This window comes from Marinospirillum celere (genome assembly GCF_900112235.1).
GTDB classification, from domain to species: Bacteria; Pseudomonadota; Gammaproteobacteria; order Pseudomonadales; family Halomonadaceae; genus Marinospirillum; species Marinospirillum celere.
This window is the reverse complement of the sequence record NZ_FOLH01000005.1, coordinates 1-13,339: the sequence shown is the minus strand read 5'-3', so window position 1 is coordinate 13,339 and position 13,339 is coordinate 1. Positions and strand designations below refer to the sequence as shown.

14 protein-coding genes, 1 pseudogene and 1 CRISPR repeat array are annotated in these 13,339 nt (G+C 50.8%); of the genes and pseudogenes, 2 read left to right on the top strand and 13 right to left on the bottom strand.

Features of this window, described 5'->3' with window-relative positions; genetic code table 11:
* Positions 1–563: 563 nt before the first annotated feature.
* The 12 genes and pseudogenes from rpoS to BM185_RS11710 all read right to left on the bottom strand — a co-directional run bounded on the left by rpoS (position 564) and on the right by BM185_RS11710 (position 11,146).
* Positions 564–1,577, bottom strand: coding sequence for an RNA polymerase sigma factor RpoS (gene rpoS / locus BM185_RS11760; protein ID WP_281247345.1), 1,014 nt, complete (start codon positions 1,575–1,577; stop codon positions 564–566).
* A gap of 124 nt (positions 1,578–1,701) precedes the next feature.
* Positions 1,702–2,610, bottom strand: coding sequence for a DUF368 domain-containing protein (locus BM185_RS11755; RefSeq protein ID WP_091963973.1), 909 nt, complete (start codon positions 2,608–2,610; stop codon positions 1,702–1,704).
* On the bottom strand, positions 2,610–3,281 hold the full coding sequence (locus BM185_RS11750; RefSeq protein WP_091963970.1) for a protein-L-isoaspartate(D-aspartate) O-methyltransferase: 672 nt from the start codon (positions 3,279–3,281) through the stop codon (positions 2,610–2,612). Before BM185_RS11750 ends, BM185_RS11755 begins: the two co-directional genes overlap by 1 nt.
* Positions 3,260–4,024, bottom strand: coding sequence for a 5'/3'-nucleotidase SurE (gene surE / locus BM185_RS11745; protein ID WP_091963968.1), 765 nt, complete (start codon positions 4,022–4,024; stop codon positions 3,260–3,262). The genes BM185_RS11750 and surE overlap by 22 nt, the downstream gene beginning before the upstream one ends.
* Positions 3,993–5,108, bottom strand: coding sequence for a tRNA pseudouridine(13) synthase TruD (gene truD, locus BM185_RS11740; RefSeq protein WP_091963965.1), 1,116 nt, complete (start codon positions 5,106–5,108; stop codon positions 3,993–3,995). The genes surE and truD overlap by 32 nt, the downstream gene beginning before the upstream one ends.
* Positions 5,105–5,578, bottom strand: a complete 474-nt coding sequence (gene ispF / locus BM185_RS14750) for a 2-C-methyl-D-erythritol 2,4-cyclodiphosphate synthase (RefSeq protein ID WP_218149444.1) — start codon at positions 5,576–5,578, stop codon at positions 5,105–5,107. Before ispF ends, truD begins: the two co-directional genes overlap by 4 nt.
* A 27-nt stretch (positions 5,579–5,605) precedes the next feature.
* Positions 5,606–6,295 (bottom strand): annotated as a pseudogene (gene ispD / locus BM185_RS14745) (2-C-methyl-D-erythritol 4-phosphate cytidylyltransferase); the annotation flags it as partial.
* On the bottom strand, positions 6,292–6,612 hold the full coding sequence (gene ftsB, locus BM185_RS11730; RefSeq protein WP_091963959.1) for a cell division protein FtsB: 321 nt from the start codon (positions 6,610–6,612) through the stop codon (positions 6,292–6,294). The gene ftsB and the pseudogene ispD, both read right to left, overlap by 4 nt.
* Before the next feature lie 96 nt (positions 6,613–6,708).
* Positions 6,709–7,179: a hypothetical protein gene (locus BM185_RS11725; protein WP_091963956.1), complete on the bottom strand. Its 471-nt coding sequence runs from the start codon at positions 7,177–7,179 to the stop codon at positions 6,709–6,711.
* A 142-nt stretch (positions 7,180–7,321) separates the two neighbouring features.
* Positions 7,322–8,614 carry a phosphopyruvate hydratase gene (gene eno / locus BM185_RS11720; protein WP_091963953.1) on the bottom strand — a complete coding sequence of 431 codons (1,293 nt, stop codon included), beginning with the start codon at positions 8,612–8,614 and terminating at the stop codon, positions 7,322–7,324.
* 25 nt (positions 8,615–8,639) lie between these two features.
* Complete coding sequence (gene kdsA / locus BM185_RS11715; RefSeq protein WP_091963950.1) at positions 8,640–9,494, bottom strand: 3-deoxy-8-phosphooctulonate synthase; 855 nt, start codon at positions 9,492–9,494, stop codon at positions 8,640–8,642.
* Positions 9,491–11,146: a CTP synthase gene (locus BM185_RS11710; protein ID WP_091963947.1), complete on the bottom strand. Its 1,656-nt coding sequence runs from the start codon at positions 11,144–11,146 to the stop codon at positions 9,491–9,493. The genes kdsA and BM185_RS11710 overlap by 4 nt, the downstream gene beginning before the upstream one ends.
* Before the next feature lie 207 nt (positions 11,147–11,353).
* Between BM185_RS11710 and gloA the strand changes: the two genes are divergently transcribed.
* Both gloA and BM185_RS11700 read left to right on the top strand, forming a co-directional pair.
* Positions 11,354–11,911, top strand: coding sequence for a lactoylglutathione lyase (gene gloA / locus BM185_RS11705; protein ID WP_342713701.1), 558 nt, complete (start codon positions 11,354–11,356; stop codon positions 11,909–11,911).
* A complete protein-coding gene (locus BM185_RS11700; RefSeq protein ID WP_091963945.1) occupies positions 11,908–12,648 on the top strand; it encodes a YdcF family protein in 741 nt (246 codons plus the stop codon). Before gloA ends, BM185_RS11700 begins: the two co-directional genes overlap by 4 nt.
* Here the strand turns inward: BM185_RS11700 and BM185_RS15025 are convergent.
* Positions 12,633–12,827, bottom strand: coding sequence for a type II toxin-antitoxin system MqsA family antitoxin (locus tag BM185_RS15025; protein ID WP_091963942.1), 195 nt, complete (start codon positions 12,825–12,827; stop codon positions 12,633–12,635). The two genes, BM185_RS11700 and BM185_RS15025, sit on opposite strands and share 16 nt — an antisense overlap.
* A 117-nt stretch (positions 12,828–12,944) precedes the next feature.
* Positions 12,945–13,339: a CRISPR direct-repeat array (repeat unit 29 nt; unit sequence AGAAACACCCCCACGGGCGTGGGGAAGAC).

Here is a 13,339-nt window from a genome sequence, read left to right as displayed (position 1 = left end):
TGCCTAGAAAGTGCTTTGTGGGTGGAGATTAAGAAATCAAGAGGCCGATCCTTTGAGAAAGGCGAAGAGATTCTAGCACAGGCAAAAAAATAAGGGCGGCTTAAAAGCCGCCCGGGTATTTCCTGATCTATCCATATCGACCTAACATCCTGTCAGGTATCCTGGTATTGAGTCCTCACCGTCATGGTTAATGTAGCCAGCTTGGCAAGAAGTCGTCCTCGACTTTTCCTTAGTGCTTTCCTGCCTGACCTTCCTGGTCTCCTTTGGCCTGCACTCTTCCTTCTTTTCCCTTCTCCCTTTTCCTTGTCATCTTGCTACCTGCTCCTTGACAACATCTTCAGATTAACAGCTTTTAATAAGAAAGAAAGAGGAGGAAGGCGGGTTTACAGGAGGTGTATTAAAAATTAAACCCTTTAATTTCAGCAGGTTAAAGTTATTTTTTTGATTTAAATCATAAATTTTCGTTGAAAAAACTGTCAATCGGCTGCATCAATGTATGCAAATGCGTACACAAAAAAACCGGCTGGATGACAGCCGGTTGGTAGCTAGGAGAGATTGGAAAATTAGCTGGAGATAACTGCTTCCAGATCAACGCCTTCGCGGTCCAGCATTTTGCGTAAACGCTTGAGCGCTTCCATTTGAATTTGTCTAACTCTTTCACGGGTTAAGCCGATTTCCTGGCCCACTTCTTCAAGAGTGGTTGCCTCGTGTCCACGCAAACCAAAACGTCGGACAACGACTTCGCGCTGCTTTTCACTAAGTTCATCCAACCAATGCTCAACATTAAAGGAAATGTCTGCATCCTGAATGGAGCTAAGCGGGTCGGCCTCTTCCTCGCTGGCTAGCGTTTCCAAAAGAGGTTTGTCGGCATTTTGGCCTGCTGGGTAGTCAAAAGAGGCATTGCGTTCGTTAAGGCCAAGGAGTTTTTTGACTTGCTCAACAGGCTTGTTGAGATGTTCGGCAATTTCTTCGGGGGTGGGTTCGTGATCCAGTTTTTGCGAAAGCTCTCTGGCGGTGCGCAAAAAGGTATTCAGTTCTTTAACAACATGGATGGGAAGGCGAACGGTTCGGGTTTGGTTCATTAGGGCGCGTTCAATGGTTTGACGAATCCACCAGGTGGCGTAGGTAGAAAAACGGAAACCACGTTCAGGATCAAACTTTTCAACAGCCCGAATCAGGCCAAGGTTGCCTTCTTCAATTAAATCCAACAAGGAAAGGCCGCGGTTGTTGTAGCGGCGAGCAATTTTCACAACCAGTCGCAGGTTACTCTCAATCATTCGACAGCGTCCGGCTGCGTCACCTTTGCGAGCCAGGCGTCCAAAGTGGACTTCTTCTTCAGGGGTTAGTAGCGGGGAGGCCCCAATTTCGTTCAGGTAGAGTTGGGTTGCATCCAGATTTCTGCTGGGTGTCAGGGATTCGTTTTCGAGTGCTTGTTCAAAAGCATCTTCATCGCTGATATCCGCATCTTCAAGGTGAAGACCTTCTTCCTTAGATTCCATCAGCTGTTCTTCGGATTCTTCGAAGTTGGTTTCAACCTCATCCTCAGTCATCAATTTTTTTGCTTTTACGTCTGCCATCACCCTTCTCCTTATTTATAACCCGACTGATTTCAGTCTTAAGGGTTGCTTGTAACACCTGCTCGATGACACAGGTATTACAAGATATAACAGCAATTTACATGCCATATCAGGAGACTCTTGATTAGTTTTTTCGTGTACTCAGGTAGAGCACGAGTAACAAACCTAAGAGCATAGAAGTTACGACAGAGATCAGGTTAGAGGGTTCACTGGTAATTTCAAAGTAATGCCAAGGCAGTAACACTTGTGTGTCTAAAGGAATCACTTTGCCTTGCTCATCCAGGCGGTAACGCTGTAAAAGTTGCCACGGCCAGATATGCTGCAAGGAGGCCACCACAAAGCCAAAAAGGGTGGCAAAAGTGATGGCTTTAAAGTGGTCAAATAACCAGCCTAGAATATGGGAGAAAGCCAGTAAGCCAACCAGAGCGCCACCTATAAAGGGAAGCAGCAAGACGATTTCAAGATTTTTAATCGCCTCAACAAAGGGGCCGTAAAGTCCCATAACGAGCAAAAGAAAGCTTCCTGATATCCCGGGTAAAATCATTGCGCAGATGGCAATCATTCCAGCAAAGAAGAAGGTGGTTTCATTGACTTGGCCAAGACTAGGTAGGAGTAGGCTCAAAAAGCTGGCAAAAATACCGCCCATAAACATAAACAACAGACGCAATAGCGTCCATTGAGCAACCTGGCGGGAAATGATGAAAGCTGAACCGGCCACTAAACCAAAGAAAAACCCATTCAGCTGCTGGGGGTAGTTAGTGAGAATCCAACTGATGAGATGGGCAAGGAGCAGCATCACCGTCAATATGCCAGCAAGGAGGCTGACTAAAAAAGAACCATCCACTGCTTGCCAGACACCCTTCCAGCCCTGGTTTTTCCAAACGCGATAGAGCCGCCAATCAAAGGCTCTTAAGGCATTGATTAAACGCTCATAAATACCGGTAATAAAAGCGATGGTTCCGCCGGAAATGCCGGGTACGAGATCAGCCGCGCCCATGGCCATGCCACGAATAAAAATTTGCCAGGCGCGCATTAGCAGGCTCCAGGGAGTAGAGGAACAAAACGAACCGGCTCAATATCCTTACGGACCAGTAAGCCATCTTTCTTGTCGAGCACACACAGGGTCTGGGTTTTATCACCTAAAGGCAGAATCAAGCGCCCCCCTTCTTTGAGTTGTTCCGTTAGCTCATAAGGAATTTCTTTTGGTGCAGCAGTTACTAATATGCCGTCAAAAGGTGCACTTTTGATTAGGCCCATTTGGCCGTCACCATGAATGACCCGTGCATTTTTTATGCCCAGCTCTTTTAAACGTTGGCGGGCTTTTTCCAGCAGGGGTTCCAGGCGTTCAATACTGTGAACTTCCGGAAGCAAGCAGGCCAGCAGCGCACATTGAAAGCCTGAGCCTGTACCTATTTCCAGAGCCTTTGCAGGCTCAACTTCCAACAGTAGCTCCGTCATACGCGCAACTATGTAAGGCTGGCTGAGGGTTTGCCCCAAACCTATGGGCAGGGCGGTGTCTTCATAGGCGCGATGTGATAGGGCTTCATCAACAAAAAGATGACGCGGCAGCTGGCGCAAACCCTCCAAAACCCGCTGATTACTAATGCCAGCTTCTGTCAGCCGGTCAACCATACGGTTTCTTGTGCGCTGGGAAGTAAAGCCTATGCCTTTGAGCTCGGATGTTAGTTGTAAGAGTTCAGCCATGCTTCTACCTGTTCAAGGCTTTCGTGACGAGTCATATCAAACTGTAGCGGGGTAATGGAAACATAGCCCTGATGAATGGCATGAAAATCTGTGCCTGGCCCTGCCTCTAAAGCATCACCCGGTGGCGCTATCCAGTAGCGCTTTTGACCCGCTGGATTAAGCACTTCAACAGGCTGGTTTCCACGACCTCGATGGCCTAAGCGGGTAATTTTATAACCCTTGAGGGCAAAAGCGGGTACATCAGGAATATTAATGTTCAACAAACTGCGTGCTGGTAGTTTTAAAGCTTCGGGGTTGTGCAGAAAAACCTGCAGAAGTTTGCGCACCACCTGGGCTGCTGTTGCCAGGTGATTGGAGCCAGCCAAGGAGAAAGCCAAGGCTGGTAAGCCTAAAAAACGCCCTTCTGTTGCTGCAGCGACGGTGCCTGAATAGAGCACATCATCACCCAGATTGGCACCATGATTAATGCCGGAAAGAACCAGATCAGGCTGACCACCAAAGAGACCACCAACGGCCAGGTGGACGCAATCCGTTGGGGTTCCATCAACGGACCAGAAGCCATTGCTCAACTGCTGAGGATTGAGTGGACGGTCCAGAGTGAGTGAGTTGCTGGCACCACTACGGTTACGGTCTGGGGCTACGACCTGGATTTCACCGAGATCCTTAACGGCATCGGCCAGGGTGGCCAAGCCTTCCGCATGAACCCCGTCATCATTGGATAAAAGTAGTTTTATGGGCTGCATCTTCGGCCTTAATGAGTTCGCGTAATAGACTGGTGGCAAAGCTACCTGTCGGTAAGAAAAAGCGCAAGCTTAGCCAGGGATCTTCCCAGGCTAGTTCGGCTGGCTGTTGGGTAGCTTTTTCAGGCAGTAAGCGCTGACAACGTCTTTCTTGATGCAGGCCTTGATCGGCTAGAAAATCAACCACTTCAGACCAGCGTTTAAAAAAGTCTTCTTCTTTCTCTAGCGCTGGTCCCAGGCTTGCCGACTTGCCCTTGCCAGCCAGAGGTCCAGTGGTATGAAGATCCAAGCGATCCAAGCGTTTTTGGAGCTCTGCCAGGGGTTCTTGATCGGCACTGAAAAAACTCCGTGTACCCTGAAGCTGGAAGCAACTGCCTTCTTGGGCCAGCTTCCAGTATTGAGATTCCACCTGTTCAGCCAGCCAAAGGTTGAATAGGGCCGAGCGCAAGCTGGACAGCCAAAGGCTTTTCTTTTGGCGGCTGGGTTGGCGTCCCTTACCTTGACGTTCTAACCATTGCCAAGCCTGATCAAGGTTTTGTCCGGCAAAACCAAAACGCTGCGGGCCAAAATAATTGGGAACGCCTTCTTGAAGAATCTTCTTCCAACGCTCTGCCAACCATTGGCCGGTAGAGGCATCGGCATTATCAATGCGAATCCGTAGGCTAAAGTGATTGCCGCGATGCACGCCGCGTTTCAACTTGCGTGGATGGCGGGCCGCTTTAAGGATCGTCCAATTATCTGCTTCAAGAAGCTGAAGATCAGGGTTGGTTTGGCCGGGAAGGTGGAGCGAAAACCATTGACGGGTAACCGCATGGCGATCTTTCAGCCCGGAAAAACTGACCAAACGGGGATGGATGCCGGCTCTTTTTGCCAGCTCCTCAGCAACAAAAGCCGTATTGCTGCCGGTTTTCTCAACCCAAAGGAACAGGTGTTCACCCTGGCCTTCAGGTTCAAAACCCAAATCTTCTTCAACCTGAAAATCTTCTGGGCTTAAACGATACAATCCCTGCCAGGGGGATGCAGGCCAGGCCAGAGGTAATTCGGGTGCGAGGGCTTGCTTAAGGTGTTCAAGTCTTTCCTGGCTCATGGTTTGCTCAGCAGTACCACAGCCTGGGCGGCGATACCTTCCTTGCGACCGGTGAATCCCAGTTTTTCGGTTGTTGTGGCCTTGATGTTCAGATTTTGAATACTGGTTTGTAAATCTTCCGCCAGTTTTTCCAGCATTTCTGCAAGATGAGGTGCCATTTTTGGTGCCTGGGCAATTAGCGTTATATCGGCATTCACCAGCTGATAGCCTTGTTCCGTAACGGCCTGCATCACCTGGCGTAATAATTCACGGCTGTCAGCACCGGCATAGGCCGGGTCATCATCAGGAAAATGATGACCAATATCGCCCAGCGCGCAGGCTCCCAGCAGAGCATCACACAGAGCATGAATCAACACATCACCATCGGAATGGGCGATTAAACCCTGCTCATAAGGAATCTTAACTCCGCCGAGAATGACATGATCGCCAGGGCCAAACTTGTGAACATCAAAACCTTGTCCAATACGCATAGAAGTAGGCTTCTCACTCAGAATCTTTTCAGCCAACGGAAGATCTTCCGGCAAAGTGACTTTCAGGTTGGTGCGGCTACCTGGAATCAGCAAGGGTTGCTGGCCGGCGGCTTCGACTGCCGAAGCTTCATCAGTTAGCTGAAGGTTATTATTGAGGCCTTCAGTAAGGGCTGTTTTCAATACTTGGTAACGAAACATTTGGGGAGTGAGCGCATGCCAGAGCTGCTTACGCTCGACGGTTTCAATCACCTGGCCTTCACTATTACTGCGCTTCATGGTGTCTGCCACGGGTGCGGCCAGCAGACCACCTATCGGATGCTGGTGAAGCTGCTGCCAAAATTCTTGTAGCTCCTTTTGGCTAACACAAGGGCGCGCGACATCATGCACCAGTACCCAGTCATCGGCCTGAGCCTGCTGACTGAGTGCTTCTAATCCAGCCAAAACCGAGTCAGCTCTTTCAGTACCGCCTGTGCAGGTCAAAAGCTTAAGTTGCGGGTGAGCCAGACTCAAGCGCTGCTGAATTTCAGGCCACCAGTGATCTTCAGGGTGAAGCGGAAGAACCACTTCTGCTTGTGGAAAGGCCTGGTGTATGACTTCCAGAGTGACTTCCAGCAGAGTTTTGCCTGCCAGGGGAAGATATTGCTTGGGTAGGTTGGCCTGCATGCGTTGACCAATACCTGCAGCTGGTAAAAGGCACCAAAGACGGGAAGGCGTCATGGCGTTTCTTCCAAATTTTCCGGGAGTTCAAAGACGCGGGGTGGCTCGCCAACCAGCCAGATAAAGGTTTCACCTTCACCGATCATACCCAGATCAAAACGGGCACGCTCTTCTACCGCTTCCAACTTGCCTTTCAGCTCAGCAACTTCTGCATTCAAAAGTTGATTGCGTTTACTCAGCGCACGGTTTTCTTCTTCCTGATTGCTGACTTGGGTTTGTAGTTGGCGCAATTCAACCAAACCATTTTCACCCCACCAAAGACGGTATTGGGTGATGGCTAGCAGGAAAACAAGAAAAACTGTGAGAAGTTTGATCATGGGGCTGCATTATACGCATTTGGTTTGCAAGCAGCAGCTGTCTAGCAATAAAAAAAGCTTGCTGAAGCAAGCTTATGAACACGTGGAGGCTGAAATTTAAAAGGCAAAAGTAACGAATAGTGAAGGCATAAAGAAGGGCGTTTCGGCAACCCCAGCGACTTGCTCATCAACACCAGCAACCATTTGAACTGAGCCACCCGCGACAATATGCTTGGCCAGAGTGCGCTCGTAGCCTAGAGCAGCCATAAAGCCGATATCATCATCATTGGCACCGTCCCACCAAGTCAGGCCTGCTTCGTAAAAAGCGCCTTGATGATAGCGATCAACATAGCCTTTAAAGGTGACATCCAAAATACTTAGATCATCACCTGTGGAATAGCCAGCACGAATCGCTGTGGTTCGGCTCAAGGACCCCTGCCAATAGAGGTTGAACATCCCGCCATCCATATTGTTGTCTACAAGGCGTACAAGATCAGTGCTGATGCTGTGGGTCATGGCAGAGGCTTGCATGGGCAGAGCTACTGCGGCTGCAAGGGCCAGCGGTGCTAAAGCTTTTTTCAATTTCATGATGGTTTCCTTTAAATGAAGGTATACAAAAGCATTACAGGACAGATTATTACTAACGACTCATTTGAGCAAGCGAGTCAGTGTGACCTGCTCCACAAAAAAGCCACCGCGTGGGTGGCTTGATTTAAAGAGCTTATTAGGCTTATTGGCCCTTGATGGCTTTGAGGCCAGGGTAGGGCGCCTTGCTGCCGAGGATTTCTTCAATCACCAGCAGGCGGTTGTACTTGGCAACCCGGTCAGAGCGGCACAGAGAGCCGGTTTTGATCTGGCCTGCGGCAGTACCCACGGCCAGGTCGGCAATAGTGGCATCTTCGGTTTCACCGGAGCGGTGGGAAATCACTGCAGTGTAACCGGCTTCCTTGGCCAATTTAATGGCTTCCAGAGTTTCGGTCAGCGAGCCAATCTGGTTGAACTTGATCAGGATGGAGTTACCCACACCCTTTTCAATACCTTCTTTCAGAATTTTGGTGTTGGTGACAAAGAGGTCATCACCAACCAGCTGTACTTTGTCACCCAGTTTTTCTGTCTGGTATTTCCAGCCTGCCCAATCGGATTCATCCTGACCATCTTCAATGGACACAATCGGGTAGTCTTCACACAGCTTGGCCAGGTAGTCGCTGAAGCCTTCGGAAGAGAACTTCTGACCTTCACCAGCCATATCATACTGACCATCTTTGTAGAACTCGGTGGAAGCACAGTCCAGTGCCAGGGTAATATCCTTGCCCAATTCATAGCCAGCATCAGCGACGGCCTGCTTGATCACGGCCAGGGCATCGGCATTGGATGCCAGGTTAGGGGCAAAACCACCTTCGTCACCTACGGAAGTGCTCAGGCCCTTGTCTTTCAGAACTTTTTTCAAAGCATGGAAAATCTCGGCACCGGCACGCAGGGCCTCAGCAAAAGTCGGCGCAGAAACTGGTTGGACCATGAATTCCTGGATATCCACGTTGTTATCGGCATGCTCACCGCCATTCAGGATGTTCATCATGGGTACGGGCATGGAATACTGACCCGCCGTGCCATTGATATCGGCGATATGTTCAAACAGCTCAACACCCTTGGCCGCAGCAGCAGCCTTGGCGTTAGCCAGAGAAACCGCGAGGATAGCATTGGCACCCAGCTTGGCTTTGTTTTCGGTGGCATCCAGATCCAGCATAACCTGATCGATGGCTTGCTGGTTGGTGGCATCCTGACCCAACAGAGCATCACGGATGGCACCATTAACATTGGCAACGGCTTTCAGTACACCTTTACCGAGATAGCGGGCTTTGTCTCCATCACGCAGCTCCAGGGCTTCGCGTGAACCTGTGGACGCACCGGAAGGTGCGCAGGCGCTGCCTTTAAAGCCACCTTCAAGCGTGACGTCTGCCATCACTGTGGGGTTGCCGCGTGAATCCAATACTTCACGCCCTTTGATCTCGATAATTTTAGCCATCAGTGGAAGTCTCCAAATTTTAGTTTTAATCAATATTCAGTGCAGGCAGGGATTTAACCAGGTCATCCACTGCTTTCATTTGTTGTAAGAAGGGTTCCAGCTTATCCAGCGGCAGGGCCGAAGGGCCATCACACTTGGCCTGATCTGGATGGGGGTGGGCTTCCAGAAAAAGCCCGGCAATGCCTTGGCTGATGCCTGCTCGCCCCAATTCTGGCGTCAGCTGGCGGCGACCACCACTGGCCGCACCGGTAGGATCACGCATTTGCAAGGCATGGGTGACATCAAAAATCAGTGGCGCGTTATTGCTGACTTTCTTCATCACATCAAAGCCCAGCATATCCACGACCAGATTGTCATAACCAAAACAGCTGCCACGCTCACAGAGCATAATCTGATCATTGCCGCATTCGGCAAACTTCTCGACCAGATTACCCACCTGCCCCGGTGACATAAATTGGGGTTTTTTCACATTGATCGGTTTATTGGTGGCGGCCAGGGCCTTGACCAGATCTGTCTGGCGGGCCAGGAAGGCAGGCAGTTGCAGAATATCCAACACTTCAGCAGCCGGGGCAGCCTGATCGATTTCGTGGATATCGCTGATCACCGGCACCTGAAAGGTGTCCTTGATTTCCTGTAGCAGCTTCAAGCCTTCATCCAGACCAGGGCCGCGAAAGGAATGGATGGATGAACGGTTGGCCTTATCAAAACTGGCCTTGAACACATAAGGAATGCCCAGCTTTTGGGTCACTTCCACATAGTGTTCGGCAATCTTTAAAGCCAGATCACGGGATTCAAGCACATTCATGCCGCCCAGGAGAACAAAAGGGCGGTCATTGGCCAGGGTTAAATCAGCAACCTGAAGCGCTTGCAAATTCTTCATGCCGGATGACTACCCGAGGCGGCCTTGCGGCGTGCCTTCTGATCCAGGGCGGCATTTACAAAGCCGGTAAACAAGGGGTGACCATCACGGGGGGTCGAAGTGAATTCAGGGTGGAACTGGCAGGCCACAAACCAGGGGTGATCCGGCAGCTCAACCATTTCCACCAGCGCCTTGTCAGCACTGCGACCGGAAACCACCAGACCGGCTTTTTCCAGTTCACCGATAAACTGGTTGTTAACCTCATAGCGGTGGCGATGGCGCTCAACAATATTTTCCGCAGCATAGCTTTCACGCGCTTTGGTGCCTTCTTCCAGATGGCAGACTTGACCACCCAGGCGCATGGTGCCGCCCAGGTCAGAATTGGTATCGCGGGTTTCGATCTTGCCTTCGGGCGTCAGCCATTCGGTAATCAGGCCAACCACAGGATGCTGCGTATCCATCGTGAACTCAGTGGAATTGGCATCTTCCCAGCCGGCAACATGGCGGGCAAATTCAATCACCGCCACCTGCATACCCAGGCAGATGCCCAGGTAAGGAATCTTGTTTTCGCGGGCAAACTTGGCGGTCAAGATCTTGCCTTCCACGCCTCGCTCACCAAAGCCGCCAGGAATCAGAATGGCGTCCTTGTCGATCAAGCGGTCAGTACCCTTACGCTCGATTTCTTCAGAATCGACATAATCAATTTCCACCTTGGTGCGGGTGCGAATGCCAGCATGCTGAATCGCTTCAATCAGCGACTTATAGGCATCCAGCAGCTCCATGTACTTGCCGACCATGGCAATCTTCACGGTCTTTTGTGGATTCAGCTTGCCATCAACCACCTGCACCCACTCGGACAAGTCCGCAGGTGGGCAATCCAGATTGAACTTGGCCGTTACGATTTCATCCAGACTCTGCTCATGCAGCATGGAAGGAATACGATAAATGGTGTCAGCATCCGGCAGAGAAATAACCGCGTTTTCATCCACGTTGGTAAAGAGGGCAATCTTGCGGCGCTCGTTGGCTTCGATTTCCACATCAGAACGGCAAATCAGAATATCCGGCTGAATACCGATGGAGCGCAGCTCTTTCACCGAGTGCTGGGTGGGCTTGGTTTTGGTTTCACCCGCAGTTTTGATATAAGGAACCAACGTCAGGTGCATAAACAGGGCGCGCTGAGAACCGACTTCCACGCGCAGTTGACGGATGGCTTCCAAGAACGGCAGGGACTCAATATCACCGACCGTGCCGCCGACTTCCACCAGGGCAACATCATAGCCTTCAGCACCCTGAATCACGCGGCTTTTGATTTCATCAGTAATGTGCGGAATTACCTGAACGGTACCGCCCAGATAATCACCCCGGCGCTCTTTACGCAGGACATGCTCATAAACACGACCGGTGGTGAAGTTGTTCTTCTGCGTCATGCGTGAACGGATAAAACGCTCATAGTGGCCCAAATCCAGGTCAGTTTCTGCGCCATCTTCAGTCACGAACACCTCACCATGCTGGAAAGGGCTCATGGTGCCTGGGTCCACATTAATATAAGGATCCAGCTTCATGATGGTGACCTTCAGGCCACGCGCCTCCAAAATGGCTGCCAAAGAAGCCGAGGCGATGCCCTTGCCAAGGGAAGAAACCACACCACCAGTCACGAAAATGTAACGCGTCATGAACACCGTCCAAAAATAGATCAGCACCAGCCTTTGCAGGCCGATAATAAGGTACAGGGAGGAAAAGTTTTAGATGGGGGCGCAGTTTAACAGAAGCGGGGTGAATTCCAAAGGTTTTGGAGTTTTGTAACATGGAACTTGTTAAGCTATTCGCTAACCAAAAACAGGAAAAATCCTATTTACACCCACTAAACCCAAGAGGAATCAATGATGAGCCGCCACTTTGAATCCGCCCCAGGCCTGAATGAAGAACGTGATCCAGCAACCCAAGGCTATGTCTTCAACCAGACTATGCTGCGCATTAAAGACCCGGAAGTCACCCTGGATTTTTACACCCGCATCCTGGGCATGACTCTGGTACGCAAACTCGACTTCCCGGAAATGAACTTCTCCCTGTTTTTCCTGGCAGCCCTAGACCCGGAAGAACTCAACAACTGGTCACAAGATACCGCCGAACGTACAGTACAAACCTTCGGACGACCCGCACTGCTGGAACTGACCTACAACTGGGGCAGCGAAAAAGATGCTGACCTCACCTACCATAACGGCAACGATGAGCCCAAAGGCTTTGGTCACATCGGCTTTTCCGTACCCAACCTGGATACCGCCTGCCAACGTTTTGATGAACTGGGCGTCAGCTTCGTCAAACGACCCGAAGACGGCAAAATGAACGACATTGCCTTCATCCGCGACCCGGACGGCTACTGGATCGAAATCTTCGAACCCGGCCGCCTGCCCAAAGGACTGGAAAAACATTTGGGATGATAAACCTGCTTAAATACCTGGTGCTGCCACCAGTAGCCAATACTCTCTTGGTGCTGGCGGGGTTGATTCTGGTGTTAATGAAATGGAAAAAATGGGGTGCCGGTTTGATTCTGACCGGCAGCCTCAGCTTGCTGATTCTTTCCCTTCCAGTGACCAGTCACTGGCTGACAAAGCCGTTGGAAAAGTATCCGCCACTTAGCTTGGAGGCCGCTCAGCAGCAAGAGACCATTGTTCTGCTAGGTGGTGGCCGTTCTTATTCCGGCATCGAATTTGGCTGGAAGGATTCACCCAGCGAAGCCAGCGGCAGCCGCTTGATCTACGCGGCTTGGTTACAACGTCAAACTGGCCTACCTTTACTCATCACTGGTGGACGCAAACACGGCGAGACCTACAGTGAAGCCTACTTAATTCAGAAAATGCTCGAGGAAGCCTTTGGCCTGACCGCCCGCTGGCTGGAAGAACAAAGCCGCACCACCCAGGAAAATGCAGTGTTCACAGCTGAGCTTTTAAAACAGAAAGGTATTAACCAGATTATTTTGGTTAGTCATGCCTGGCACCTGGCCAGAGCTGTCCCCGCTTTTGAAAACCAGGGACTTGAAGTTTTACCTGCACCCTTAGAGTTTTCCACAGCTCCACCACCAGGATTGATTGGCTGGATACCACGAGCTTACCATCTGAGAAAAAGTACTCAGGCGATTCATGAATGGTTGGGGAGAATGGTTTATAGTTTTCTTTGATTTTGTTCAGCCTTAACCAGAAGCTTTTTGGTGGTTTTCTCGTCCAGGTAATACTCACCGCAGTTTTGGCAAATTAATGCAGGGATACCATGGAATTCATAATGAATGCCTGTCCTGTTTAAACGGACAGTGGTTTTGCCTGGTTGAGTAGAACCGACTTTGCAAGTGACACACTTCATAAATAGCCTCCCTTTTATTAACACAGCTATGCCCCGCGGGTGCAGGGAACACAAACCAGCTTAGCCCTGCGGGCGTGGGGAAGACAACTCAGTACGAAATCGTCAAGGACGTTAATCGGAAACACCCCCACGGGCGTGGGGAAGACTGGTTGGCGACCAGTTTTACTGGCACTTCGATGGAAACACCCCCACGGGCGTGGGGAAGACCAACAGGAGATACTGGACTATCGAATGTAAGCAGAAACACCCCCACGGGCGTGGGGAAGACCGCGTCCGGCTTGCTGCATCATCACCGCCATCAGAAACACCCCCACGGGCGTGGGGAAGACGGCGTTCATCGGGCCAGCTTGACGCTCTTGATAGAAACACCCCCACGGGCGTGGGGAAGACCCGTTCAGCGGTGCGAACACTGAAACACTAACAGAAACACCCCCACGGGCGTGGGGAAGACGGTCTACTGGTGCCCGACTAGCGGGTGTAGACGGAAACACCCCCACGGGCGTGGGGAAGAC